Here is a 25,679-nt window from a genome sequence, read left to right as displayed (position 1 = left end):
CGAAATTGTTGGGTATGAAGGGAATGAGGGTATACTGCGATATACTTAAGAAGCGAAAAGTGCCTACTTCTATTCACGGTCAGGACTGTTTATTATAGATATTGTGGCTGTCTTAAATGAGCGGACGGCACCTGTAAGTGAAAACTAAATTTCAGGAGGGAATTTTGTCATGCCTAAAAATTTGCAGGATACTGTGACTTTGCATAATGGTGTAAAAATGCCTTGGTTTGGACTGGGTGTATTTAAAGTGGAGGACGGTCAGGAAGTGATTGACTCTGTTAAATATGCCATTAAAGCCGGATACAAAAGCATTGATACCGCCAAAATTTATGAAAACGAAGAAGGCGTCGGACAAGGGATCCGGGAATCAGGCATTGCCCGTGACGAACTGTTTGTGACGACGAAGGTATGGAACGCGGATCAAGGGTATGAATCCACACTGAAAGCCTTTGATACAAGCCTGCAAAAGCTGGGCCTGGATTATCTGGATCTGTATCTGATTCACTGGCCAGGGAAAGACAAATATAAAGAAACCTGGAAAGCTCTTGAGAAGCTGTACAAAGACGGCAGAGTACGTGCCATCGGTGTATCGAACTTCCACGTTCATCATTTGGAGGATTTGCTAACAGATGCCGAAGTGAAGCCCATGGTCAACCAGGTGGAGCTTCATCCGCTGCTTACGCAGGTAGAGCTTCGGGAATACTGCAAAAAGCAAGGCATTCAAATTGAAGCCTGGTCCCCGCTGGCGCAGGGCCAATTGCTGGATAACGAGGTGTTGAAGGAGATTGCCGGCAAGCACGGAAAATCTACAGCACAGGTTATTTTGCGCTGGGATCTGCAGAACGAAATCGTCACCATTCCAAAATCCATCAAAGAACAGCGCATTATCGAAAATGCCGACGTGTTCGACTTCGAATTGTCTGCTGAGGATATGGACAAAATTAATGCCCTGAATCAAAATCACCGTGTAGGTCCGGATCCGGATACACTTTTATTCTAATTGTTGATGAGGCGCCCCGAAGGTCCGCTGACCTGGGGCCCTCCTTTTTTTGCTCCGAGACGTTCCGAGCTCGCAGTATTCCTCCCTTAAGGAACAGCCCCCTCTTTATTCCCCTACGTGCTTTTCCAGTAAAATCTCATCCCGGATTGGGATTCCCTGTTCGGAAAACAAAGGGATGGAAGGTTTGATCTCTCTTGCTTTGTCCACGGCATTGGGATAGATCGCAACCATCTGATAGCCCCTTTTTTGGTAAAATAGCAGCGCACGAAGGTTATCGTTTGTTGTGATCACCTTAACCTGTGGCAAATTCCTCTCCTTGGCCCGCGCCTCTACCTGCCGCAGCAGCCGGGTCCCGATTCCTTTGTTCTCTTCGATGGCGTCAAGAGAAATAATTTCGCAGTGATGATCATTAACAGTATAGGTTACTAAGCCAATGATCTTTTCATCTTCTCCCAGCACCGCGAAACCATCCAGTTGATCACATTGATACATGCCGGTAGAGACGACCATTTCCGGGCTTCCCCAGTGGGTGTTGAAGAAATGAATCAGCTTCTCTCTGTCTAACTGGTGAACGGCAACCAACCTCATAATATTAAGCTCCTTTAACGATTAACTTCCTTGTGTAAATGGAGGCGAACCTCCCCATTTCTCTTCAATCTTCAAATCCGGACGTGACGTATGAAGAAAATATATTTCCATCGCATATCAACTCACCTCGGATAACTTTTTTCAAGTATAGCAAAAGAAAAACATCAATCGACGTACTTTCATAGAAGACAGACCGCGTTTAGCGGAAATTTTTCTTGCGGTTATAGATTTGTTCAGCTCCATTGAAAATTTATAACTCAACTTTCGCAGCATGAAATCGGCAAACAAGCCTTGATGTAACTGGGTAAAACGGGGATCCACTGCTGGAGTTGACGCTGAATCAGCAGACAGCTTTTTTCTAGCTTTCTTAGAAGAAAGGGATTCGCCCCGCTCAGAGTTTAGTATCCAGAGTGAGACGGATGTCTATAGGGTATGGTGTTTGGTGTTTGGTATCTGGTGTCCGTAACCTGATGCCTGTTGCCTCTCCATACAGCTTTGCATGATTATCCCTTTTACTCAGACTCTCGGTTTGCTTCACACCACCTAACGCTCTGCTTTCTCCTAAGATCGCCTCATCATCTCGAACCGATCTGCTTCTCCATAAGGCACGATCCCAAAATAATAGACCCATTCGATGGTCCTGAATAGCGTAACAACAGGCATTTTCGTGCCTCACTTGATCCGTTATTTTCTTTAACGCGCCTAAAGTATATTTTCGGTTCCCGGTTTTCTGTTTTTCTTTACCTGATCCAATGGGATAATGGTGCAAAGCTCCCGGGCAGCGAGTTCACATGCCTTGCCACGGCCGACGGGCGGCTTGACTATCAAGCACGGATGATTAGGTGGAGTCCATGAAATGAGTTATAACTCAACATCTGCAGCTGGGTAGAACAAGCTGACGCCGGAAGAGCAAACCCACAACTCGCCTTTTCCTATGGTAGAATATAACAGAAACGAAATCGCCCTTTTAAGAAGGAGAGGAATCCATGACAACCCAACAGCAAGCGGCCATGCAATCCATGATTGACTGGCTGAGCGATGAGCACGAACTCGGCCAGAAGCCTAGCAGGATTGAGATTGCGGGAGAATTTGATCTGCATGACATGCATTACTACATATTCAAATACAAAAAGACCATGCTTGGCAAATGGCTGCTCGGCGTCTGCGGCGGATACGAAAGCCCCTCCGACACGGAACACTGCGGCCATATATTCAGCGAAATGCAGCCCTATAACCCTGCCACTGCGGAACAGGAGGCCATCGCCATGGTGGAAATGATCCGCGAGTACTGGATGAAGCAGGCGGCAGCTTATGAAGCAGAGCAAGCACAGGCTGACAGTTCAGCAGACCAAGAGAATTCATCGGGTATGTTTAACGGCTTCGTTCTGTTGAACTCTCAGGAATGCGATCTCGAGCAGATCAAGACGAACCTTCTCCGGGACTGGAATATTTCATGTGCTCCGGCTGAAGGGGAAGATGACCGCTCCGAAGCGGAAAGCGAGGGAACTCTCGTCTTTCATGCGGATGGCTGTATGGTCGCCATAAGCTTCGTCGGCGCTCCAATACCGGATGGTGAGGCTGAGCATAATGCCCAGTCAAATTATTTGTGGCCCGAGGCCATTGAGGTGACCCAAACCCATGTCGCCCAGATCATTCTGGCGGTATTTCCGCGCACCGTTTCTGCGCTGGACAGCGGCAGAATGTACACCAAACTGGCGGCCAGCTGCCTGAAGCTTCCTAATGCGATTGGCCTCTATTCCTCAGGCACCGTATTCCAGCCTGAAGTTTTTGTAGAGATGGCGGAAGCCATGAAGACGGATGACCTGTTTCCGTTGCTCAACCTGGTGTACTTTGGCCTGATTCGCACGGAAGCTGGAGTAAGCGGTTATACCTATGGGCTCAGAGCCTTCGGCAAGGACGAAATCGAAGTGCTGGACAGCCGGGTAACCCCTGCCGAGCTGCGTGAGTTCCTGATGGACATTTCCTTGTATATCGTGGAGCAAAACGTCACCCTAAGGGATGGGGAAACCATCGGCTTTACAGTAGAGCAAAAGCTGCCGATTACCCGCTCTGAAGGTGTGTACCTTGACGGGGCTACGCTTAAAATCGGTTACTGAAAACACAAAAAAATCGCCGCCAAGCTTCCATTTTCGGAAGCAGGCGGCGATTCTTCATTCTATTTTCCTCAGATATTTCTTAAAGTCCGCTCCTAAGCTGCCCCATATCGACCATCTGAACGAGCTGATTCGTGAATTAGACGAAGAGATCAATCAGCGTAGGGTCCCTTTGGCCAGCACTGCGATCAGGGCGATGACCACTGCAGCGGCCGCGGCCAGAAAGGCGTCTGAGTACGCGATGGCGTCCAGGGAGTACAGGGGATTTAGCGAATCAACAGCCTCACGCCGTGCATGGAGCAAAGCCCCGACCATACCGGCGCCTGTCCCTGCACCAAGGTACAATGTGCCTTGGAAAATTCCCATTCCCGCTCCGACCTGATCCTTCGGAAGTACGCTTACTGCCGCGTTATTGATTGGTGAATTAATGAATGCAAAGGCAATCCCCGCTCCCAGAGCCCCCACTGATACCAGTACAGGAGAAGCTCCAGAGGCAAAAGTGGACAGGAACAGCGTAGAGATGCCCATCATCGCCACCCCGGCGGCAACAAGCCGATTCGACCCGAAGCGGTCAGATATGCGGCCAACCCATGGCGAACATATCGCCACAGCGGCGCCTCCTGGCAGCAGAATCATTCCCGCCTCTCCGGGACTAAGCCCGTTCACCTCCACGACCAGCAACGGCACATAAACAAGCACCGCGAAATAAGCAAACATGGAAAAAAAGGCGATGATCACTGAACTAACATAAAGCTTGTTTTTGAACAGCACAGGGGGGACAAACGGTCTATCTGCCGTGTTGATGCGCCATATGAACCCGATCAGCGCTAACACCGACCCCAGCAGACTTCCCCAGGAAGAGATGGAAGCAAAACCGGCACTCTCCCCTTGGGTTACACCGAATAAAAGCAGCCCTGCGGCTAATCCAAGCAGGATGCCCCCTATAAGATCAAAGCTCCGCTTGGTCCCCTCTTCCACCGAAGGTCTGATCCCCGGCAGAGCAAATATGGATCCGATCAGAATAAGGATGGACAATAAAAAGGTAATCCAGAACAGCGAGGGCCAGCCCCAGATTTGGCCGACACTCCCGCCGAAGATGGGGCCAAAAGCAGTGCCGATACCGATACAGCCCGCTACAATGCCCAGAGCTGCACCTCGCTGCCCTTCCGCAAAAACTTTAGATACAGCAACGACAGACAGGACCGGTATCGCCGACATGCCTGCACCTTGAACCATCCGCCCCAGCACCAATAAAGGCAGGCTTGAGGCAAGCGCACAAAGCAGGCTTCCAAGCGTCAGGATCGCTGCTGCAATGATAAATACCTTGCGCAGCTCGAAGAAGTCGGACATCCGGCCATACAGTGGCACTCCGATCGCGAGCACGAGAGCAATTCCGCTGACCGTCCAGCTCACCTGCGCCTTTGATGCCTCCAAAGACTGGCTAATCAACCCAAGAACGGGATTAACCATATCCACTGTTATGGCAGCCAGAAGAGAGGACAGGGCAAGGACCATCAGCAGCAGCTTTGTGGACACCTGTTTTTGTACCGTACCTTTTGATTTTGCCGTTGTTTTCATGATCGTTAGCCTCCTAAAATAAAATGTTCTACTTTAGGAGGCTTGATCCACTGCCTTTTTGCTCAAAAATCTCACTCCTTCATGAAACACTCGGCTCGATTTTTTACAATTATCGACCATCGCTTGGTCATAGCATAGCCGATGCGATCTGTCTACAGCTTCTGCCCGCAGTTCGGGCAGAAGTTGGCCCCTTCGTTTTTCGTGCCGCAGTTCGGACAGAAATTGGGCTTCTTGCCGCCTTCCGAAGATGGGGAACCAGACGCAGCAGATCCTGCATCCGCCGTCGACTTTTGTGAGGAGTTCATATTTTTCATCATTTCATTCACCGCGTTCATCCCGAACATCATACCGGCGATGTCGGAAGCGGTGCCGCCGCCTTGCACACGTCCAGAGGCAATGCCGTCCGTCATGCTCACCTGCTGATATTTCTGCAGGTTGCCGATCATTTCATGCGAAGCCGTTTTCGTAATCATATCCTGAATTTCCTGCGGGTAATTGAAGCTCATGACCTGGAAGCCTGTAATGGTCAGGCCATCGTCCATCAATTGCATATCCAGATCTTCCTGAATGCCTTTGGCAATATCAGAAGCATTGGCCTGCAGATTGAACATATCCTTCCCTTCCCGGCTGATCCACTTCATTAACAGCTGGTTCAGCACGGAAGTCATGCGCAGTTTAACATCCTCCACCAGATAGCTGTCTTTCACGCCAGCCACTTTATCTATCAGCCTTACATAATCATCCACCTTGAAATTGAACGTGCCATTGGCACGGATGGGCATCCCGCTCGGAAGCTGGGGCGTCGGGATGAGCACCGGTTGCTGCGTTCCCCATTTCACCGTAAACTCCTTCGTGTTGACGAACAACACTTCCACTCTCATGCCGCTGTTGAACCCGAATTTAAATCCTTTTAACGTGGACAGGAATGGAATGATGTCCGAATCAATTTCGTATTCCCCTTCATTTTCGAAAATGCCTTCGACCTTCCCGTTATTGATAAAAATAGCATCCTGCCCGGAGCGAATGATCAGCTTGCTTCCCCGTTTAATCTCCCGGTTGTTCCACTTCCAGAAGATCATGTCATCGCGGAATTCTTCCCATTCCACCACATTGGCAAATTGATTTTTGAAAAACACTTATGTATCCCCCTTTAAAAAGATCCTCTGCTGCCGCTGTGCGAATGGCCCCCGCTAGTGGTTCCGCCGCCGCTTGAGCCGCTGCTGCTGCTTCTTTCGATTTTCCGGCTCGTTGTCGTGGTATGAAGATATTGGTCCCCGCGCTGTAACACTCCCGGGCTGGACGAGTCCATGTAGGTCTGCCCGCTCACAGTAACACGGCCGCCGGCATTGCGAACCATGCTCCAGACCGCCACTCCCCCGATTCCGAAGGACACCAGCAGCTGAAACCAGGTTTTATACAGAATATTATCCGGATTTACCCCCGGGCGGATGTCCAAATAGTTATAAGCCGTAACAATATATTTCCGAAACGCTCCTTCATAATCCCCGTCCGTTAGATTTCCGCTGATCTTATCGCGGATTTTATCGAGTCTGCTGTCGTCCAGGTACTGCTCCGCTTTATAGAAGCCGGCCAGATATATCTGTCTTTTCCTCATATCCAGCGTCAAAATGACCGCATTGCCATGCGGCTCGTCATACCCTGGGGCTTGCTCGTCATAAAAATCCTCTGTCATGCGCTCGACATCCTCATTATCGGGGTTATTTGAGGTCACAATGATAATGTCCGTCTCACGCTGCGCCCCGTATTGATTGGCCAGCTCATTCAACTCTTCATTAGCTTCCGGACTGAGCAAGCCTGCTTCATCATAGATCAGTCTTTTCGACGCATCCGCTGCTGCAGATCCTGACATCCCTTCCACGGGAACAGCGAGCATCACAGTCAGAATCAACAGCACAGCCAGAACCACTCGATGCCTCTTCACCAAAACATCCCTCCAATCATCCAGGAGATCAGCTTCAGCGAAAGCAGCGAGACCCCGGAAATGCCTGCAAACCATGCCGTCACCTTGGCCTTGCTGATCGGCGGCTTGCCAACCACCTTGCCTGTCTGGCCGTTCATGGCAAACGAGTGCTCCAGATTTTTGTGATTATAATGGATCACCCATACCGGAAGCAGCACATAATCCGCCTGCTTGATATGCGTTTCTATGGGCCTGTCTGTAATGCTTACGGACGAATATTCCGATACGGTGGACTGAACATAATCGTCGATGTATTGACTGACTCTGCCTTTCATCCGCGGAATAAGCTGCTTATGGTCGTAGCTGTACTTTTCAGCAATATATCCGGCCAGGTAAGGAGTTTTAAAAATTTTGAGCTGATCATAGTGAAAAGGCTCCAGCTTGTCCATCAGCTCATCATTCATTTTCTCCGCCGCATCCACCGGCAGTCCTGAATAATTCACGCGGATTTGCCGATAGATCCTGAAATGGCTCGTCTCCGTATACTCATAATCTCCGCTCGTATATCTTCTTACTTTCGTGCCTTGCCCGTGAACCTCTACCTTATTATGCAAATCATACAGCCAGAAGGGTACATACATGCCGGTGATGCTCTTGATCCGGTTCGCCGACATAAAGCCACGCGGTGTCAGACGCCCATTTTTGCACCATTTCTTGAAGGCTTGTATCGCCTCTTCCTTGCTGATCGTAAAAGGAATCACCTTCGCGGGAGCGAGCTTCCCCGTCAGCCGGTCGGCCAGCACTACGGCAGAGCCGCAAAAGCTGCACAACGTCGCCGTCGTCTCCGCTTCAGTCATGATGACCGCTCCGCAGCTGCGGCAATGATACTCCCTGACCTCACCCTCTGTAAAAACCAGGTTCACCAGAGGATCAGCAAGCCGTTCAATATCATCCTTTCTGCCGCAGCTTCCGCATAATAATGTCCCTGTCGCGCTATCAAAAGTCATGTCGCTGCCGCAGTTTGGACATTTATATTCAATAATAGGCATCCGTCTTCACACCTCTATAAGTTAACTGCTAGTCCTTTTTCTCCGACTTGTTGTTAGGATCTTTCTCAATTTGCTCGAACAGGCTGTCCAGATCATCTTTCTTTTCGGACCTCAGCTCGGCCAAGGCCATCGCTTCATCGTATTCCCTGTTCACCTGCTCTTCCAAGGCTGCAAAAGCCGAATCATGCATGCCAAGCGGCGAGTCCATGGAGTTCAGCGTTTGCTGCGCTTTAGTGAGGGCCATTTTGCCCTTCAATTCGGCACGCCGTGCTTCCAGCACACCAATATCGCGAACAAGCTTATCCTGCACCTGCTTCATTCCGGCGGCGTTGGCGGAAGCCAGCTCATAGGCGGTCCGCAGCTCCTGCTGCTTTTCCGCCAGCTTCAGCTTACGCTCCAGAAATCTGCGTGCTTCTTCCTCATTGCCCGCTTCCGCCGCCTTATGGGCATACTTTTCCAGCTTCCGGATTTCGGCTGAGCATTCATCCAGTGCCCTTTGAGCCCTGCGCTCATTTGCCAGCATTGCAGCCGTCTCCGCTTTCACTTCGCCCAGGTCCATGTTCAGCTTGCGCATGTAATCATCAATGACCTTATCCGGTTTATCGGCCTGATCCAGCAGGGTATTAATATTCATCCTCAAAATATCCTTGAATCTCGATAGAATTCCCATAAGCATGATCCTTTCGCAAAGATTCACTCTACCCTATCATACCTGAAACCCGGGGAAAAGGCTTCGATTTCCGGGAGGGAATTTTCTGCCTTGGAAAATTTAAAAAGGCGCAGCCTTTACCGGTAACGCCGGCAGACTGCACCTTTTTGCTGCTTATCATGTTATGCGGGATCTGAAACCTCTACACCATTCAAAACCAGATGCGGACGAATCTCCGCTTTCAGTGAGGCCGAAACCGCGCAGTATTTCTCTTCCGCCATATGGATCGCTTTCCATACCCGGTAATCCGGAATGTTACCCTTCACGTGGAAGGTCAGATCAATTTCCGTAAAAGCCGTTGGCATGCTTTCTGTACGGATACCGTTGGCTTCAATCTCAATGCTTTCAATATCCCCCAGGAAATGATTCAGAATCATCGTAATATCGATGCCCATACAACCTCCAAGCCCGGCCAGCAGCAGCTCCATCGGTGTCATGCCTTCCCCATCGCCACCGTATTTGTCCGTGGCATCCTGATTCACGGAATAGCCCGACGGCCCTGTTGAAGTGAACTTGCGTTTCCCGTTCCAGACTGTTGTTACTTTCATGCTGATAATCCCCTTTGCTGTTATTTTTGTTCGATCTGACGCAAAAATTTCTTGGTCCGTTCGTGCTGAGGGTGTTCGAAAAAGACTTTAGGCGCCGCTTCCTCCACAATGACACCATCTGCCATAAACACAATCTTATCCGCCACTTCTCTGGCGAATTTCATTTCATGGGTAACCACAAGCATGGTCATACCATCCTTGGCCAGCCCCCGCATGACGCCGAGTACCTCCCCGACAAGCTCCGGATCAAGCGCGGAGGTCGGTTCGTCGAACAGCATCACCGCCGGGTCCATCGCAAGCGCGCGCGCAATGGCCACCCGCTGCTGCTGTCCGCCGGACAGTCTCGAAGGATAGGCGTCTTCCTTATCCGCCAGCCCGACACGCTTCAGCAGCTCGCGTCCGATCGGTATGGCCTGTTCACGCGGCATTTTTTTGACCGTCAGCAGGCTCTCGATCACATTGCCCAGCGCCGTCTTGTGCGGATAGAGGTTAAACTGCTGAAAGACCATGCCGGTATGCTTGCGGATTTCGCGGTAAGCGGCTGTGCGGGTGCGCTTTGACGCAACGGCATCAACGCCGATGCCATTCACTTCAAATTTGCCGCCGGACAACTCCTCCAGTCCATTCAGGCAGCGAAGCAGCGTGCTTTTGCCCGAACCGCTGGGTCCAAGCAGTACGACAATCTCGCTTGCGTTCACCTGTAAATCTATATTTTTCAATACTTCGGTATGATTAAATTCTTTGGATAGTCCGCTGACTGTAATCATCGTCTTCAACTCCACTATTAATAGGCCTCATTAAGCTTGCGCTCGATCCGCTCCAGAATGGCCGCCATCCCCGTGCTCAGCACCCAATAAATAACGGCGATCGCCAGGTAAAACGGCATATACCGGTAAAACTGCGCCTGCAGAAGCTGAGCCTGACGCAGCAGCTCGCTCACCCCGATGACCGATACGAGCGAGGTCTCCTTCAGCATGCCGATAAACGTATTGCCCATCGGCGGAATCGCAATCCGCGCTGCCTGCGGCAGAATGATGCGGCGCATCGTCTGCCAGGGCGTCATGCCTGTGGCGTAGGCGGCCTCCATTTGCCCTTTTGGAACCGCCAGAATCGCTCCACGGAACGTTTCCGACAAATATGCCCCTGCGTTCACACTGAGCGCGATAAAAGCAGCTGTCAGCGAGCCGAGCGAGATTCCGTAATCCACGAGTCCGAAATAAATGATCACAATCTGCACCAACAGCGGCGTCCCGCGGATGATGGATACATAGACTCGTGCAATCCACTGGACAGGACGCGGCCCTTTCAGACGTGCGATTGCCGTGATGATCCCAATGATGAGGCCGAGCAGCATCGATACAATGGTGATAACGAGTGTATATAGCGCCCCTTTAAGCAGGAAGGGCAAATTCTCAAGCACTAAATTAAACATGTCCATCTTTCAGATCTCCTTTACCCGAAAAGGAAAACGGGACGAGGCCGCCTGATCAAGCCGGCAAATTCGTCCCTGTACTGCTTCCTTTTTACTCGGCAGGCGGCGCTTCACCAAACCATTTTTTGTAGATTTCCTCATAAGAGCCGTCGGCTTTCATGTCAGCAAGCGCTTTGTTGATAGCCTCCTTCAATTGCGGGTTGTTCTGACGAATCGCTACCCCCGCCTGGTCGGATTTGATCGGCTCGCCCACTGCCTTAACCTTAAAGCCGTTCTCGTCCACAATTGGCTTCAAAGCATACATATTGTTGATGGTGGCATCAATGCGTCCTGCATCCAAATCCTTGAGCGATGTAATGACATCGTTGTAGGTTTTGATTTCAAAATTGCCGACCTCGGGCAGAACTTCATTGCGCAGGTAGGATTCATCATTGGTTCCAAGTCCCACTCCAATGGTTTTGCCCTTGAAATCCTGAAGCTTGGTAATATCTGTGTTGTTTTCGCCGACAATGATTTTTACGCTATTGGTAATATACGGATCGCTGAAATCAATCACCTGCTTGCGCTCATCGGTGATTGTCACCTGGCTGACGACAGCATCCAGCTTGTTCGCCTGCAGGCTCGGAATCAGACCGGAAAAGTCCTGAGCCGTGAACTCTGCCTTCACCCCAAGCTTCTCGGCAATACCTTTGGCAATATCGACGTCAAAGCCTTCATACTCTCCGTTCTTGCCGAGGGAGTTGTATGGAGGATAGGTGCCCATAATACCGACCTTCATCACACCAGCCGCTTTAATTTTGGCGAGGTCATCCGATGCCCCGGTTGTCTGTCCCGCATTGTTGTTGTCGCCTGCCGTGTTGGCAGCCGAACCTCCGCCGCAGGCACTCAGCAGCATACTGAATAATGCCAGTGCCATAATTGAAACTGCCCAGTTTTTTCTCGTTGTTTTCATCTTAGTTGTTCTCCCCTTGTCTTTACTTGTGGTGTAATATGCAGTGTGTCTAAAAACTGTAACATTATCCCTCTTGGCGCTAAGGTTTTCCCATCAGGCCGTAAAATTCAAAATTGGCCGCTTCTGCCGCAAGCACGGCGCTGCTCTGAACGGACATCTGGTCATGCGTTCCTTCCGAGCCGAACAGCCAGCGCAGCATCAAGCCTTCGATCATGCTCATCAATAAAGCCGCCCGCAGCTCAACATCCAGCTTGTCCGGAATCATTCCCAGCTCAATCGCCCGCCGAATATTCCTGCGAAAGGCCAGCTCCATGGCATCCTTGGTCTCCGCAAGCTGTCTTTGCACCGTCTCATCAACTCCGCTGCCTGTAAGCAGCAGCTTCATAAAATAACGGTGATTTGCGGCGAAATCAAACATGCGAGTAAACAGGCTCTCCGAGGCTCTGACCATATCCTCGAGTGTTCCACTGTCCTTGCGGTAGCCCTGGCCTATCGCATCAAGCAGTTGATCGCGGCCTTCGGTAATAATCTCCTGGGCCAATTCCTGCTTGCTTTTGAAATACCAGTAAAATGTCCCTTGAGCCACTCCCGCCTCCCTGACAATATCGGACACCTTGGTCTGGTGATAGCCATATGTAGCAAAACGCTTCAGGGCAATCGACATCAGCTGGGCTCTGCGGTCATCGCCAGCAGCCGATTCTTTATCCTTCAGCATCTGTATCGTCCCCCTCACTTGACTGACTCATCAGTCGGGTAAGTAAATCCTATAGGTTAACACGGAATTTGTCAATACCTACTCTACTTGTATTCTTTACTGTTCTGACGACAGTCAAAAAAACAATTAGGCATACGTTATGGCAGGGGATAGTTGTCTGCACGGTGCAAAGGAGTGTATTTTAGAAGTGACACAGAAAAGAATCTGGATAGGTGTGCTAATCTTATTTATTTTGATTGTTGGCGGATCTTACTTCGCTTTACAAATGAAACTGAATTCACTAGAAGAGTTAAAAAAAGAAACACCTCGTTCTAATTAAACCTATCAAGCGTAGCGACATGTAAGAGCGATTGAATTAGTAAAATAAATACTTAAGGATCGGCTAATATCACGGCCCTTTTCGTGGAAACTTATCATAACACTCTATTAACAATCCATAGAGCATGGTATAATATACCTAACAACAGAATGGCTTAGATGGGCGGTCGGCTAGTCTCCCGGAAGGGAGGTGATGCTATGGAGGTTTTTCAAGCACTATCATTGATGATTGCATTTGGAGCGTTAATTATAACGCTTATCGGTGTGATCGTTACGATAGTGATTGCTCTGAACCAAAAGAAATAGACCGCCCTCAGCAAAGGATAGCGGTCTAATTCCACAGATCAACCTTTGAACAGCCACCGCCCTTATAAGCGGCTGTTGTCAAGAGTGAGGATGTTGGTGCATCCTCACTCTTTTTTAGTGTATGCTTCTTGATTACATTTTATCACAAGCCAACACAAGTATAAATAGTACTTTCTTTAGTTTAATGATTTTTCTGTCCCTCATGATCAATGATAACTAAGGAAGCCTCTATATATGCAAAGCCTCCAGCAGCCTGTAGACGGCTGCAATCGCTTCGGCGCGCGTTACCGCTCGGTCTGGCTGGAAAGTACCGTCCGGGTAGCCAGTCAGAACGCCCGTATTCATCGCTGTAGCAACGGAAGCACGCGCCCAGGACGGGATGCTGTCAGCGTCCGTAAATTGGTTGCTTGCGCCGCTGTCGGCCCCGCCGAACTCACTCGCCCCGCTGGTCGCATTCAGCGCATTGGCCATCATGACCGCCAGTTCGGCACGTGAAATGAGCTTGTCTGCGTTAAAGACGATGTGTCCGTTTTCGCGCGAGCCCTGAATCAATCCGGCCTCCAGAGCTGTGGCAGCCTGCTGCCTTGCCCAGGCTGGAATTTGCGCATCGTCGGCAAAGGAAGTCGCGGTATCGGATGCACTCATGCCGAGAGCGTCCGCCAGAATTTTGACAAACTGCGCTCTGGTCGTCTTCTCATTCGGGTGGAACTTTTGATCTTCATACCCTTGAACCGCGTTCATCCCGATTAACCGTTCCGCAAACGGCAGCGCCCAATGATCCGCCAGATCGCTGAATGCCTTCGGCTCATAGCTAAAGACAGCGAACTTGGCAAAATGATTGACGCTGGCCGCTATGGTAGCATCACTGTTGTCGGATCCGCCAATGAAAATCCATCTTCCCTGCTGGTCATTATAATAATAGACGGCAGGTGCGCCATTGCCGGACAGAGCATCCGTATCGTAGTTGAAGGTGAGCTTCACTGCAGAACCGAACATATTGCCTGCTTCGTTGGACAGCTCAACCACCGGGCTGATCCGGGACAGACCACCTGTTGAAGGCGCCGCGTCGTCAGCAAGCACCCCAGCCTTGACCTGGCTGTCTGCACTCCACACCCCTGCCGGCACGTCAATACGGATAACCCCGCTGAGTTCGTCCCTGACGGCTTGTCCTGCAGGAACCTCAATCACCTTCGACGAAGGCTGTCCGTTCCCGCTGCTTTCCGTTTCTCCGCTGCTCGATCCGCTGCCTCCCGGCTGGCTGCCGCCTGATCCGCCGCTACCGGAATTGCCTTTATCCGAATTATCCGAGTCATGGCCACCCGAGTTATGGTCACCCGAATGATCGTTATCCGAGTCATCGTCGCCGGAATTATCATTGCCGTTTCCGGGGTTTCCATTTCCGGGAGTACCATTCCCGGGATTGTCCCCGCCTGCCAACACATTGACTGTACGAATCACCTCTGCAGCCGGGTTGCCTGCCAGATCGCTTACGTTATAGCGCAAGGTATAAGTTCCAGCAGTATTCGTATCCACTTTCCCGCTAATCTGCACATCGCCTGCCAGGCTCACGTTATCTGTGGCATCCGCCCCCGTTTCCGTATAGGCGGAACCAACTGTCAGATTTATAGTGGACGTACCGCGAAGCGTAATGACAGGAGGCGTGCGGTCAATGTTCACCTGCACCGTCTGTGACTTCTGCAGATTTAAATTGTCGGTGGCCTGGAATGTCAGCGTGTGCGCACCTTCACCCGAGATTTCAATGCCCTCGTCAGCCGTATAAGGCTCATACTCGCCGCCATCCATGGACAATTTGAGCGAGACTTCCGTTACAGGCTCTGCGTAGACCGCATACACACTGGTTATGACGCTTTGATTCGTCCATGCCCCGCTCGCATAGCGATTCCCGTCCTCAGTCGTCATGGACGCCTTCAATTCAACAGGTGATGTATCACCGAAGCCTTTTACCGTAACCGCAAAGGTCTTGGTTACACTGACATCCCCACGTGTAATGGTCGCCGTAAGGGTCACTTCCGTATCCTCCACCGGATAGCGGACAAGCAGACGGCCATCATGACCGATCAGCTCCGGATTGGAGCTTTCCCATTGAACGCTCACCCCGTGCTCGCCTGCCGCAGGCAGATGCAGATCATCGACAATGCCGCTCGTATCGCCAAGACTTAACTGTGCAGCGGTGTCTTCCACGGCCTGCTCGTCATTGTAAGGCGTTACGTCCACAAAGATTGGATTAGAGTAGAACCAGAGATCCGAATAGTTGCGGTTATTAATTTCCGTAAAACGGGTCTCATTGTCTTTCGTCTCGTTTTTCACATCAATCAGCGGCTCGCCATTTTTCGTTTCCCCCGGCACGTCCACGCCCAGATTGGTGCCGCGAAGACGGAAAAACTGGTTTTTCTCCGCTGGTCCAAGCTTGTAGGTGATCACGTTGTAGCCGTCCTCATCGGTCGTCCATTCATCGCTCGCAAAGCGTTTCAGCACTCTTGTAGTGTCATTGGTGCTTTTCGTATATTCGGCGGTGCCAGGCTCAGCTAGCCCGGTGACGTCCCCCGCAATCAGATCCACGTGATCCACTGTGACAGAATCGCCGTTATTGTTACCCTCAGGACTCTTAAAGCGGATCGTCAGCTCCATGTCGTCCCCTTGCGTCACCTGCAGATCTTGACCCATCTCCGCCACTTGACTATCGCCGGAAATGCGGAAATCCAACGCGTTAATCAGGTCGCCGAACACGGAAAACGATTTGCCTGAACGCATGCCATCCACGACAGCGTGCATGTCGGAGCCGTTCACCCAGGTGTAGTTTTTGGAATAATCCCCTGGCAGGTATCCGCTGGAGTATTGGCGGGTGCTGTCAATGTGGAAATGATAATCCGAGTTGGCAAAGTTCCAGAAGTGGCGCCCTTCCCCAAGCAGCGCATCCCAGACTCCGCCAAGCTGCGCAACCATGATATCCGTTCCGCCGTACGCCTGGGCCACCTCGCCACGGTCCGGTGCCATCTGGTTGCCCAGCATGCCCTCGAAGCCAAAAGCAATATCCGGTGCAATGTTATTGAAATCACGAATATCCTCGATTTTAAATTCCGCGGAGCTGCCCCTTTTTCTGGATGGGTGGTTAATAATCATATAGCTTTCCGGATAGTGATCCTTGAGCCATTGAACAGCCTTGCGGGCATCCCCCTTGGTGCTGTAAGCTCTGCTATCTTCCGCGCTCCATCTGGCCACGTCCTGCGGATCATACAAGCTTTCGCTCCGGTTTGTGAATAAGTACTCAAAATGGCTGATCGCCTCAATGATGTTGGCCGCTTTTAATTCATCTGGCAAAATACCGACACCCACATGATCGTAGGTTGGCATGTCCCACTCGAAGCCGGTAAAGATGACTTTATCCTTATATTTCCCTGCTGACTGAAGCTGCTCAATTTTTGGAAGCTGATACAGCTCAATGCCCTTCGACAGCGGAATAGAGCCGCCGGTCAGAGAAGCTCCAGTGTCATCCCGGCCTTCCATGCGCAAATGGTCGGAGACGCCGAGCCAGTCCAGATTGTTCGCCTCAAAGGCATGATCCAGCACATCTTCAAGAGACGTCTGAGCATCATCGGACTGGTAAGTGTGGGTATGGTATTCCCCCGCCATCCATCTGCCGCTGCCTGGCGCCTGATTCTCTGTCCCTGAAGCGGCATAGCTTGCCGGAACCGCAATTCCCACTGCAAGCAAGCTGCCCGCCAGGAAACTTACTGTCATTTTTTTAAACCATAACCCCGATTTCATGCAAGAAAACCTCTTTCGACATATATTCACAGAAGCCAGACCGCGTTTAGCAGAATCTAATAAAAATAGCCCTCCCAGTCGGCTCGAATGAATTCACTTTATCAAGCCGCTGTTAGAGCTATATATTAGAAAGGTAAAATCTGTGCCGTCTATTGTAAAATGATGTCGAAATTTCGGGAATTCCTCAACCAAACCGCTGCGTTTTATACCATTTGTTGCTTTGCCGTCCCGCTACCTTATCTACGATAATGGACCCGAAGGCCTTCACCGAGATGATCAGGAATAGCTGAGCATAGGTGAAATAAGACAGACATGAGATCACAAAGTTCTCCGTGTTGCTCTGTCCGATATCCGACGCAAGCGCCAGATTGATCTGCAGGACGTAGATAAAATACATCAAAGCCCAGGCCACGACCAGATAGACATAGACATCGCTTGTAAATTGGAGTGGACTGTTTATATTCGGGAAGAACAAGTGAACAATCTGATAAATGACATTGATTACGAAAATGATGTCCGAAATCACAATCGCCAGCATAAACCAGAAATAACTGGCAGCATAATACAGGATATGCAGCTTGATGCGCCAGCTTGTCCTGTCAAATAAATGGTGGAAATTGTTCATGATAACATGAAAATTCCCTTTGGACCACCGCCCGCGCTGTTTTGTATAGACGCTCAGCTTCTCAGGCTCCTGCTGATACGCCTCGGCCTGTGGAGCTAGCGCAATAAGCTGGCCTTTTTTCATAATTTCAAAGGAAACCGCCGTGTCCTCCGTAATCGCGTCTTCATCCCAACCGCCGATGTCACGCATCAGGGCTGCCTTTACGATAAAATTCGTGCCCGGAATCGTGCCGATCTTGAACAACTCCCACAGCCCGGTATGATGCACCCGCTGAACTGTCACAAGCTCCTGATTAATAGCTTTGGACAGGAAGTTCTGGCCCCGGTTGCGGGCTTTGTTGCGGCCGAAGACCGCTCCATATAATTCAGGCTCTTCCAGCGCCTTCTGCACCAGAAACAGCAAGGCGTTGCGTTCCGGCGCCGCGTCGGCATCGTACACACAGATCCATTCTCCCTTGGCCAGCTTCAGCGCATCATTCAATGCCCCGGATTTACCGCCCGTGCCCGTTCGCTCAAAAATCGTAAAATCACGGTGCTTGTAGCTGGATCTGTTTTTTAAATCCCTTAACTTCTCTGCCGTCTGGTCAGAACAGTTATCCGCAATCATGATGATCTGCACTTTATCCTCAGGATAGTTCAGCCGCAGGATATGCTCCGCCGTAATGGCCACGACCAGCTCCTCATTATGGGCCGGCACGAGCACCGTGACGGTAGGAAAATGGTCCATATTTTCCGGGATCACGAAATTGGTCCGGTTTTGCCTGTTCATGAAACGAATCGCCCCAGCCATAATGACAACCGCTTCGGTTACTGCAATCCAAATGCTTATGATGGTTACAAGAAGTATAAAATCAGTCACTTGGTCTCCCCCGATCATATTTGCGATTCACCTGAGCCCGAAAGACCAGTGTAGCTGCCGTCAGAATAATAATGGTAACCGTAAAAAAAGCACTGACAATAATACATAAAGGGATGAACCAATCCAAGTAGCTATCCATCTGTCAAACCTCTTCCCTTAAATATACTCGCCGATAAGATCCGTTTCGGTATTTCTTTCCAAAGCGGCGACCACACCGTCAATATTCTCATACTTGCTGAACTGCTCGGGGTGAAACACGAGAGCACCCGAACGGACCACCAGCCTGAGCGGCCTTCCTTTCAAGTCTGTAAAAGGAACATCCATCATCGCTTTTTTAATACGATCCGTCAGGGATTCCAAAAATTCCGCGGGGGTCATCGGACAAATAATGACAAAGCGGCCGTTATCGATAAAGAACTTGTAATCCTCATAGCGGAGCTGCTTCTGGATGGTGTCGGACAAATCTCTCAGAAACGATGCATACCCCTGTGAACCGAGTGACTCCTGCACAAGCGGCAAAAATTCAATTTTAAACATAGCCACGCAGAAACCGTACCTGTCCGGATGTCTGCGGGCCAGATTGGACTGCTTATTGATCGCATCCGCAAACGCATCCTTGTTGCCCAGCGTCGTATGGGGATCAACTTGCGGATTTGTCCGCTCCAGCTCCTCCATGCGCTCCAGGAACCGGCTGCTTCGGATCAAATACGTTTTAATCAGTGCGGCTGCCAGAACATTGGCCGGAATCAGCAGAAATGAGGAAATAGCCAATACCTCCGGCGGAGCATAAGTGGCGAGCCATACGAGATAACATACGAGAAATACAAATATCCCGACGACCGACACTCCGACGGGCAGCAGCAGGCCGGCCGCCAGAGCCACAAGCACCGCCGCATTAAAAAGTAAATCCTGCACGGTATAGGTTTGCGATAAATAGATGTCCAGAAAGACAAACTGCTCCTGCAGCAGAGCAATTGCAATCAATAATATGTATCCCCATACCACTCCATATAGAGGCGTTTTTCTACTAAGCTGTCTCATTCTTTCTGTTGTCATGATGTCACCTGCACATTCTGGATTTTAATTCATGGTTTCCTCTGCGATCAGGGGAAGCAAATTGTCGAATAAATGGGTATCCTTGTCAAACACATAACCTCCGGGATAGTCCGGGTCCTGCCCGCGAAACTGCAGCATACGATCATATAGCTGACGGGCAAATTCTGTATCTCCCGATTTCAACGCCAGCAGAATGGACAGCCCGTAGACGGCAGGGGATTCATAGGGCGCATCAGGCTGCTTTGTTTCTCTGCTGTAACGTCCCTGGATTTGATGCTTCTGCTCGAATTCAGTTTTAAGGAATGTAAGCAATTTATCGGATGAATGGCCGATTTCCGCGCAGTTCAAAGCGACGAGCAGCTGGTCGATCAGATTGACTGAATCATCGTAAATGTAGGTTTTTTTATCGATATCATATAATTTCGGATAAAAGACACCGTCATCCGGCATATCCGTCAGCAGCTGCTTGTGTCGTTCGTAAACAGTCTGCTCCAAAACCCCGCTGCGGGTCATATTTGATAAGGCGGACATGTCCACATAAGCCAGGCTGAGTGTATTCGCCGAATGGCCGTTTGAAAAATCATGAAAATCAACAAAAAACCCATCCTTCATGAGGGATGAAACGAGCGTTCGTGACAGCTTATCCGCCGTTACCCGGTAGCTCTCCTCGCCCCATTGATCCGCCGCCTTCCCCAAGGCATCGATAACCCGGAAATCATCGCCAAGCGCATTGGTGGTCACATTGGACTGCCCGTCTTCCGTCAGCTTCCAGGCGATATAACCCTCAGGCATGATAAATTTGCTCTTTAACAGCTCATAACTAGAATCAAACAGGGACTTGTCCTGCTTCAGCAAGGCATACTGCATCCACAGTCCTACCGATTCCGAGAGCGCCTCTCTTCCCGCAACAATCTCCGGTACCGTAGAAGTTCCTTCCTTGAGATAGCTTGCCAATGTACCGTTGGCATTGGTCATGTACTGCTCGATAAACTGTTCCGTGGAGGTTGTCTGGGATTTGCGCATGTTTTCCTTCCAATACATAAATGCGGCAATGCTGCCGCCAATAAGAAATACCGATAACAGGATCATCACGAATCCTGAGGGTCTCTTGTGCATTCAGCCACCTCTGATGAATTTGTGCTTTAGTACTTATTTTTTTAGACCATATCTCCTATTGAAGCACATATTATGGAAACATTCCATACATATTTATGAAACAAAAAAACCAACCACTGACGGCCATCAAGCCGCCAATGGTTGTTGGATTAAGAAAAGCCCAAAGGGCAAAAAAAAAAATATTATTTCATATTCTAACAAACAGAACTCTACAGAAACTCTACAAGATTCTACAAAAAAAACAATTATTCCATCAAAAAACCACTGACAGCTTCATGCCGTCAGTGGTTGTCGGGGTAGTTAATGAAATAGTTGTTGGAAGTTGGAGTCAAAGAATAGACTTGCTTTTACTGATCAATCAAATTGGTAGATTTCAGCATTCTGGCGATCAGTGCCGTCACTTCCGCACGCGTCATCGTCGCTTGCGGGTTGAGTTTAGTACCATTGCCCTGGATGATGCCTGCTTGGATCAATTGCGCCACATCCGCTTTGGCCCAGTTCGATACCTTCGCCCCATCTGTATATTGGGCCAGGGCGGTAGTATCTTGTCCGGCCGCATCCTCGGATTGAATCAGGCGATATGCGCGGGCGATCATTGAGAAGCCTTGTTCTCTAGTAATCTGCTTGTCGCCGTAGAAGTTGCCATCTTCGTAACCACGAACGATGTCAAATTCGTTTGCGATTGCTACAGCCTTCGCATACCAAGCGGAAGCCGACACATCCGTGAAATTCGGTTGTGGAGCATCCGTTCGCATCAGACCCAGGCCGGTAACCACGATCTCCGCGAACTCGGAGCGTGTTACGCTGCGGTCTGGCGAGAATGTATTATTCCCATTCCCTTTCAGGTCCAGTCTCGCCGCAATGTTATTAACATCCTCTTTGCCCCAATGGTTTCTTACATCATCAAAATCCTGCGGATTCCAGATCACAGAATAAGTGCCGCTGCTGCGCAGATCGTTGATTTGTGCAAAATAACGGCTGTTGATCTTCGTAATGACAGTTGGCAGATGATATACGCTGCCGTCCGGATTCACTACTACACCCGTTGTAATCCGGTTTGGATCAATGCCATCCGGCAGAGCGATGTATCTCACCGCATATCCGTTCAGTTGCCCGGATTTCGCCGTCTGGCCGCCATTGCTGAACGTCAGATCCAGATCAACCGGATCGACCAACAGTTCGTAGCCTGCCGCCGCTGCCTTGCTCTTCGCAGAGGCAATCACGTCTTCGGATGCACGCTTGATGTCGATGCGCACACCGATGTCGCTCAGTGCGGCATTACCCAATTGATCTGCTACCGAGGACAGGTCCATTTTGCCGGCTGGAACTGGATAGATGGCAAGCAAGTTGCTGATTTCCAGGCTTGCTCCTTTTTCGGACAGTTGTTTAAGCGTCTCCGCTGTCAAACCTTCTACGCTCATGTCGCCTTCGCTTGGCGAATGAATCGCCAGCTTCTGGCCATTACCTTGGGAGATCGCATCGGCCAACTTACCTTGATCCACTTTAACCGACGTTACCGTACGACCATTGGAAGTCGATACCGTTCCGGTTGCAAACGGATTATCATTACCGTTCAAGGTAACGTCGAGATTACCTTTTGGAGCATCTGAAGTGTCTGGTGTTGTCGGCTTGGTTGTGCTTCCGCCACCTCCGCCTCCACTGCCGCCTTTGTTATCGTCGTCATTACTGCTGCTGCCGGAGCTTCTGTAGACCGTCACCGTATACTCTCTAGACTGACCGTCTTCATCCGTCACCCGGACAACAATGGTATTCGAACCACGATTCAGCGCAAGAGGATCGCTAAGGCTGCCGCTGGTTACTTCCTGCCATTCGCCGTCATTCACCCGGATTTCAATCTTGGCGTTTGGATCAAGCGATGTTGGAGTGAGCTGCATCTCATACACGCTTTTCCCCACACTCATCGTGTAGGATGTCCGGTCCGGATTAAAGGCCGGGTCCAAGCTTCCCTCGGATGGAACGAGTGAAGTCAGCTTGCCGCCAATGCTCGCTCTTTCACGGGTAATTTCAATCGTGTACTCGTTCAAAAGGTTGCCGTTCTTGTCATAGACACCAACGGTTACGGTATTCTTGCCTTCCTGCAGCGGAAGGTTGTCCCAATCATCTGCGGAGACACTCACGCCATTCAGGTTGACCCGAATCTCCGTATCTTCCGGATACTGTGCAGCCGGGTTAATGCTGATGCTGTACACATCATTGCTTACCGTAGCTTTGTAGCTGGTTTGATTTGGATCAAACTCCGGACTCAAGCCAATCTTGGAACCGTCCTCATCGGTTACTTGTAATTCCTTTAATAGGGACTTCTCCTGATTGTCCGCTTCCGGAGTCTTAACGATTGTGCCCGTTACGCCCGTCGTTGGAAGCGGCTCAGCTGTATCGACAGGAATGGCCACAATTTGATAATTGGTATTCGGATCAAGGTTATCGAAAGTTATTTCCGAGCCTGTGCCTGGTACCCACTCGCTCACCACATTGCCTTGTTCATCAGCTATTGCATATTTAACGAGCTTCGATGATGGATCGACAGTAATGGTTGTTTTACCAGGATGTTCTGGATCTTGTCCTGTTGCAACGTTTTCGTCCACTGTTACTGTCGGTAATGTAACTTTTTCTGATTGCGTAGCCGTCTTCGGAGTAGTAACTGCATCAAACGTCGTCGAAGCGACTACTTTGTAAGTTCCGCCTGGCAATAAAGGCCTGAAGACGATTGGTTCTCCGTTACTTGGATACCACCCGTTTGCATCAGGTTGAATTTCATTGCCTTTTTGGTCATAAGCTTTATATCCTGTAACCGGGTCCCCGTTCAGATCGGTAATGCTCATCACCGTACTTACGTCAAGAGGGGTTGCAGTGATTGCGCCGGAGCCTTCATAAACCGAATAAACAGCCGACGTTACATCCTTGATACCGCCTTTAAAACTTGCAACATCTGTGGTTGCCATGATGACGTCGCTTATGACACCGGCATTATATTCTACGATAACTCCCGGATCTTTGTAGGCGCTAGAGCCACCATGTGTATTATTCACGGCTAAGTAACCTATTTTAGTATTATTGGTGTCCAGCAGTAGTGTAAGATGGTCGAGCTGTCCGTTGTCTACAAATTCTTTTGATGACTCAAGACCTGTTGGCTGACCATTGGTTACATACCTTGTCTCACTATAAGCAGGAGTGCTCCAATTCGTTGCCGCTGCTGTTTTAGTGGCACCTATGAAGCTTATAAAGCTCCAATTGGTCCCAGCCCAGGGGCTCTTAAATTCCTTGAACAAACTGGCAATGGCAAGCATTTCTTCAGGATGATCTTTTGACGGCTCCACAAGATGCCCGCTATTGTTCCTCGCAGTAGTCACAGCATCGTTAAAGGTCATGCTATTCTGTCTTGCCACATATACAAAATGGCGTCCATTGTAAGTACGGACAGATGTTTTTCCATCGCTCAACGGCGCCCCTGGCATCACGTTTACTGTGACCTTTTGGGATTTTCCTGAAGCTTGCGTAAATGTCAACTTTTCAATTGCATCTTGGATGTCAGCATAAGTATTGCTGCCAGAAAAATTGAATACCCGATTGGTAGGTGTAGATTGGTCAGTGACAACATCAATGATTTTTATGCCATTCGTCAGCTCGGTAATACTGCTGGCAAGAGTTCCGACGGCAATCGAACCATTATTTACAGCCACTGTAAAGTATCCACCCGCTGGATCAACAACCCCTGCGCTTCCAAATGCGGCATTTGAAAGCTGATAGGCCGTTTCGGATGATCGAACAGGCGTGCCAAGATCAAGTGCTGGTGCGGCCGCTGCTCTTACTTGTGACGGCTGAAAAGGCAATATCGTCAATACCATAACGATTGCCATTAGCACAGACAATATTCTTCGATTTTTTAGTTTCAACTGTTTCCCGCTAACGAAAGCATATAAGAATGCTATATTGCAGATTTCTTTCTGTTAGCAGATTTCCCCCCTTTTTATAAAATGATGTGTCGATGATTCCAATTCAAGCGCCGTTGCTCTCATATTCCCCAATCCCTTTTTTCAAACATTTTACAAGGGTAACTGTTTATTCTTACTCCAGTAACCTCCTTTGTTCGCCAATTAACTTCACATCGTTTCTTGGCTGGAATTGCAAAATAGGCCGGCACCTTTACACAATCTCCTTCTGTTGAAATGTGAGGCATCATATTTTCGCCAAATTCCAACATCTACTGCACCTCATAGTTTAACGGTCCTACCTCTACAAAATCTCTACAAGCCAAAAAGAGGCTCGTGTGCAAGTCACGCTTTCAAGAACAAAATCATCTTACAGGTGACAAAGCGTCAAAACCTACCAACTTATCCCCAATTTTATGCACATCTTATCCACAGATCACAAAAATCATATTTTCCTATAAACAAAAAAACATTGACGCCTTGATATCTCCGTTGTATATTTATCTCAGATTAGAGATTTTTAAAGAAGAGGTAAATGAGAGGTGATTGCAATGTCTCATCAACTGGACGATGCTCAGGCAACTTCACTCAAGCTATTCGTTGTTCTTTCCAAAGCATACAAAGCGATTTCAGAGCAGGTCATAAAGGATGTAAAGCAATACGGCCTGTCCCCTTCCGAATTCATGATTCTCGAGGTGCTGTATACGAAGCGGCGAATCCCTTTACAGCAAATTGGGGAAAAAATATTAGTAACAAGCGGCAGCATCACCTACAATATTGACAAGCTGGAGAAGAAGCGGCTGTTAAGACGCGTTCCTTGCCGGGAGGACCGTAGAGTGATTTATGCTGAAATCACGGACGCTGGCGATGAATTGTTCAATCGGATCTTTCCAGACCATGCGGCGACGGTCCATCATTTAATGAGTGGAGCAAGCCAGGATGATCAGGAGGCGGCGATTGCCCTTCTCAAGAAGCTGGGGAAAAGCGTGAAGCCAAGTTAGGCGCACCTTTATCCTTCATATAGAAGTGATCTTATATTTTCAAAAGGAGGCTGATTATTG

The 25,679-nt window shown here is 49.6% G+C and carries 21 protein-coding genes; 4 read left to right on the top strand and 17 right to left on the bottom strand.

Annotated features, from left to right (window positions below; genetic code table 11):
• The first annotated feature begins 169 nt into the window (after positions 1-169).
• A complete protein-coding gene (locus tag ACI1P2_RS24305) occupies positions 170-1,000 on the top strand; it encodes an aldo/keto reductase (protein WP_355323993.1) in 831 nt (276 codons plus the stop codon).
• A 105-nt stretch (positions 1,001-1,105) separates the two neighbouring features.
• On the opposite strand, the gene ACI1P2_RS24300 is transcribed toward ACI1P2_RS24305, so the two are convergent.
• The gene (locus ACI1P2_RS24300) at positions 1,106-1,588 is read right to left on the bottom strand and encodes a GNAT family N-acetyltransferase (RefSeq protein ID WP_355323990.1); all 483 of its coding nucleotides are present in this window, start codon (positions 1,586-1,588) and stop codon (positions 1,106-1,108) included.
• 986 nt (positions 1,589-2,574) lie between these two features.
• On the opposite strand from ACI1P2_RS24300, the gene ACI1P2_RS24295 reads away from it, so the two are divergent.
• Positions 2,575-3,705, top strand: coding sequence for a DUF4261 domain-containing protein (locus ACI1P2_RS24295; protein WP_355323987.1), 1,131 nt, complete (start codon positions 2,575-2,577; stop codon positions 3,703-3,705).
• Between the two features lie 153 nt (positions 3,706-3,858).
• Here ACI1P2_RS24295 and ACI1P2_RS24290 read toward each other — a convergent pair whose 3' ends face one another.
• The 10 genes from ACI1P2_RS24290 to ACI1P2_RS24245 form a co-directional block, all read right to left on the bottom strand.
• Positions 3,859-5,280, bottom strand: coding sequence for an MFS transporter (locus tag ACI1P2_RS24290; RefSeq protein ID WP_355323984.1), 1,422 nt, complete (start codon positions 5,278-5,280; stop codon positions 3,859-3,861).
• 152 nt (positions 5,281-5,432) lie between these two features.
• Complete coding sequence (locus tag ACI1P2_RS24285; RefSeq protein WP_355324028.1) at positions 5,433-6,359, bottom strand: SPFH domain-containing protein; 927 nt, start codon at positions 6,357-6,359, stop codon at positions 5,433-5,435.
• A 71-nt stretch (positions 6,360-6,430) separates the two neighbouring features.
• Positions 6,431-7,222: a TPM domain-containing protein gene (locus tag ACI1P2_RS24280; RefSeq protein WP_355323981.1), complete on the bottom strand. Its 792-nt coding sequence runs from the start codon at positions 7,220-7,222 to the stop codon at positions 6,431-6,433.
• A complete protein-coding gene (locus tag ACI1P2_RS24275; protein ID WP_355323978.1) occupies positions 7,219-8,250 on the bottom strand; it encodes a TFIIB-type zinc ribbon-containing protein in 1,032 nt (343 codons plus the stop codon). Before ACI1P2_RS24275 ends, ACI1P2_RS24280 begins: the two co-directional genes overlap by 4 nt.
• Before the next feature lie 28 nt (positions 8,251-8,278).
• Positions 8,279-8,920, bottom strand: a complete 642-nt coding sequence (locus ACI1P2_RS24270) for a PspA/IM30 family protein (protein ID WP_355323976.1) — start codon at positions 8,918-8,920, stop codon at positions 8,279-8,281.
• 161 nt (positions 8,921-9,081) lie between these two features.
• Positions 9,082-9,507: an OsmC family protein gene (locus ACI1P2_RS24265; RefSeq protein ID WP_355323973.1), complete on the bottom strand. Its 426-nt coding sequence runs from the start codon at positions 9,505-9,507 to the stop codon at positions 9,082-9,084.
• 20 nt (positions 9,508-9,527) lie between these two features.
• Entirely contained in the window at positions 9,528-10,274 is a 747-nt protein-coding gene (locus ACI1P2_RS24260; RefSeq protein WP_355323972.1) for an amino acid ABC transporter ATP-binding protein, read from the bottom strand.
• 17 nt (positions 10,275-10,291) lie between these two features.
• Positions 10,292-10,939 carry an amino acid ABC transporter permease gene (locus ACI1P2_RS24255; RefSeq protein WP_355324025.1) on the bottom strand — a complete coding sequence of 216 codons (648 nt, stop codon included), beginning with the start codon at positions 10,937-10,939 and terminating at the stop codon, positions 10,292-10,294.
• A gap of 91 nt (positions 10,940-11,030) precedes the next feature.
• Entirely contained in the window at positions 11,031-11,891 is an 861-nt protein-coding gene (locus ACI1P2_RS24250) for a substrate-binding periplasmic protein (protein WP_355323970.1), read from the bottom strand.
• A gap of 79 nt (positions 11,892-11,970) precedes the next feature.
• Complete coding sequence (locus ACI1P2_RS24245) at positions 11,971-12,606, bottom strand: TetR/AcrR family transcriptional regulator (protein ID WP_355323968.1); 636 nt, start codon at positions 12,604-12,606, stop codon at positions 11,971-11,973.
• Positions 12,607-13,122: 516 nt separating this feature from the next.
• Between ACI1P2_RS24245 and ACI1P2_RS24240 the strand changes: the two genes are divergently transcribed.
• Positions 13,123-13,230, top strand: a complete 108-nt coding sequence (locus ACI1P2_RS24240; RefSeq protein ID WP_355323965.1) for a putative holin-like toxin — start codon at positions 13,123-13,125, stop codon at positions 13,228-13,230.
• Between the two features lie 228 nt (positions 13,231-13,458).
• Here the strand turns inward: ACI1P2_RS24240 and ACI1P2_RS24235 are convergent, their stop codons facing one another.
• The 6 genes from ACI1P2_RS24235 to ACI1P2_RS24210 all read right to left on the bottom strand — a co-directional run bounded on the left by ACI1P2_RS24235 (position 13,459) and on the right by ACI1P2_RS24210 (position 24,546).
• The gene (locus tag ACI1P2_RS24235; RefSeq protein WP_355323962.1) at positions 13,459-17,016 is read right to left on the bottom strand and encodes an S-layer homology domain-containing protein; all 3,558 of its coding nucleotides are present in this window, start codon (positions 17,014-17,016) and stop codon (positions 13,459-13,461) included.
• 184 nt (positions 17,017-17,200) lie between these two features.
• A complete protein-coding gene (locus ACI1P2_RS24230; protein WP_355323959.1) occupies positions 17,201-18,499 on the bottom strand; it encodes a glycosyltransferase family 2 protein in 1,299 nt (432 codons plus the stop codon).
• A complete protein-coding gene (locus tag ACI1P2_RS24225; RefSeq protein WP_355323956.1) occupies positions 18,492-18,638 on the bottom strand; it encodes a hypothetical protein in 147 nt (48 codons plus the stop codon). The genes ACI1P2_RS24230 and ACI1P2_RS24225 overlap by 8 nt, the downstream gene beginning before the upstream one ends.
• Positions 18,639-18,655: 17 nt before the next feature.
• On the bottom strand, positions 18,656-19,555 hold the full coding sequence (locus tag ACI1P2_RS24220) for a GGDEF domain-containing protein (protein WP_355323953.1): 900 nt from the start codon (positions 19,553-19,555) through the stop codon (positions 18,656-18,658).
• 24 nt (positions 19,556-19,579) lie between these two features.
• A complete protein-coding gene (locus ACI1P2_RS24215) occupies positions 19,580-20,644 on the bottom strand; it encodes a glycosyl hydrolase (RefSeq protein ID WP_408976332.1) in 1,065 nt (354 codons plus the stop codon).
• 374 nt (positions 20,645-21,018) lie between these two features.
• Complete coding sequence (locus ACI1P2_RS24210) at positions 21,019-24,546, bottom strand: S-layer homology domain-containing protein (RefSeq protein ID WP_355323947.1); 3,528 nt, start codon at positions 24,544-24,546, stop codon at positions 21,019-21,021.
• A 623-nt stretch (positions 24,547-25,169) separates the two neighbouring features.
• Between ACI1P2_RS24210 and ACI1P2_RS24205 the strand changes: the two genes are divergently transcribed.
• Positions 25,170-25,619, top strand: a complete 450-nt coding sequence (locus ACI1P2_RS24205; RefSeq protein WP_355323944.1) for a MarR family winged helix-turn-helix transcriptional regulator — start codon at positions 25,170-25,172, stop codon at positions 25,617-25,619.
• Positions 25,620-25,679: the final 60 nt, after the last annotated feature.

Source organism: Paenibacillus jiangxiensis, assembly GCF_046098255.1.
GTDB classification, from domain to species: domain Bacteria; phylum Bacillota; class Bacilli; order Paenibacillales; family Paenibacillaceae; genus Paenibacillus; species Paenibacillus jiagnxiensis.
The sequence above is the reverse complement of the archived record's forward strand: the minus strand, read 5'-3'. Positions and strand labels throughout refer to the sequence as shown.

Coding starts and splice junctions, on each gene's coding strand:
- ACI1P2_RS24305 (WP_355323993.1), top strand. CDS start 170: ATGCCTAAAAATTTGCAGGATACTGTGACTTTGCATAATGGTGTAAAA.
- ACI1P2_RS24300 (WP_355323990.1), bottom strand. CDS start 1,588: ATGAGGTTGGTTGCCGTTCACCAGTTAGACAGAGAGAAGCTGATTCAT.
- ACI1P2_RS24295 (WP_355323987.1), top strand. CDS start 2,575: ATGACAACCCAACAGCAAGCGGCCATGCAATCCATGATTGACTGGCTG.
- ACI1P2_RS24290 (WP_355323984.1), bottom strand. CDS start 5,280: ATGAAAACAACGGCAAAATCAAAAGGTACGGTACAAAAACAGGTGTCC.
- ACI1P2_RS24285 (WP_355324028.1), bottom strand. CDS start 6,359: ATGATCTTCTGGAAGTGGAACAACCGGGAGATTAAACGGGGAAGCAAG.
- ACI1P2_RS24275 (WP_355323978.1), bottom strand. CDS start 8,250: ATGCCTATTATTGAATATAAATGTCCAAACTGCGGCAGCGACATGACT.
- ACI1P2_RS24270 (WP_355323976.1), bottom strand. CDS start 8,920: ATGGGAATTCTATCGAGATTCAAGGATATTTTGAGGATGAATATTAAT.
- ACI1P2_RS24265 (WP_355323973.1), bottom strand. CDS start 9,507: ATGAAAGTAACAACAGTCTGGAACGGGAAACGCAAGTTCACTTCAACA.
- ACI1P2_RS24260 (WP_355323972.1), bottom strand. CDS start 10,274: ATGATTACAGTCAGCGGACTATCCAAAGAATTTAATCATACCGAAGTA.
- ACI1P2_RS24255 (WP_355324025.1), bottom strand. CDS start 10,939: ATGTTTAATTTAGTGCTTGAGAATTTGCCCTTCCTGCTTAAAGGGGCG.
- ACI1P2_RS24250 (WP_355323970.1), bottom strand. CDS start 11,891: ATGAAAACAACGAGAAAAAACTGGGCAGTTTCAATTATGGCACTGGCA.
- ACI1P2_RS24245 (WP_355323968.1), bottom strand. CDS start 12,606: ATGCTGAAGGATAAAGAATCGGCTGCTGGCGATGACCGCAGAGCCCAG.
- ACI1P2_RS24240 (WP_355323965.1), top strand. CDS start 13,123: ATGGAGGTTTTTCAAGCACTATCATTGATGATTGCATTTGGAGCGTTA.
- ACI1P2_RS24235 (WP_355323962.1), bottom strand. CDS start 17,016: ATGAAATCGGGGTTATGGTTTAAAAAAATGACAGTAAGTTTCCTGGCG.
- ACI1P2_RS24225 (WP_355323956.1), bottom strand. CDS start 18,638: ATGGATAGCTACTTGGATTGGTTCATCCCTTTATGTATTATTGTCAGT.
- ACI1P2_RS24220 (WP_355323953.1), bottom strand. CDS start 19,555: ATGACAACAGAAAGAATGAGACAGCTTAGTAGAAAAACGCCTCTATAT.
- ACI1P2_RS24215 (WP_408976332.1), bottom strand. CDS start 20,644: ATGATCCTGTTATCGGTATTTCTTATTGGCGGCAGCATTGCCGCATTT.
- ACI1P2_RS24210 (WP_355323947.1), bottom strand. CDS start 24,546: ATGGCAATCGTTATGGTATTGACGATATTGCCTTTTCAGCCGTCACAA.
- ACI1P2_RS24205 (WP_355323944.1), top strand. CDS start 25,170: ATGTCTCATCAACTGGACGATGCTCAGGCAACTTCACTCAAGCTATTC.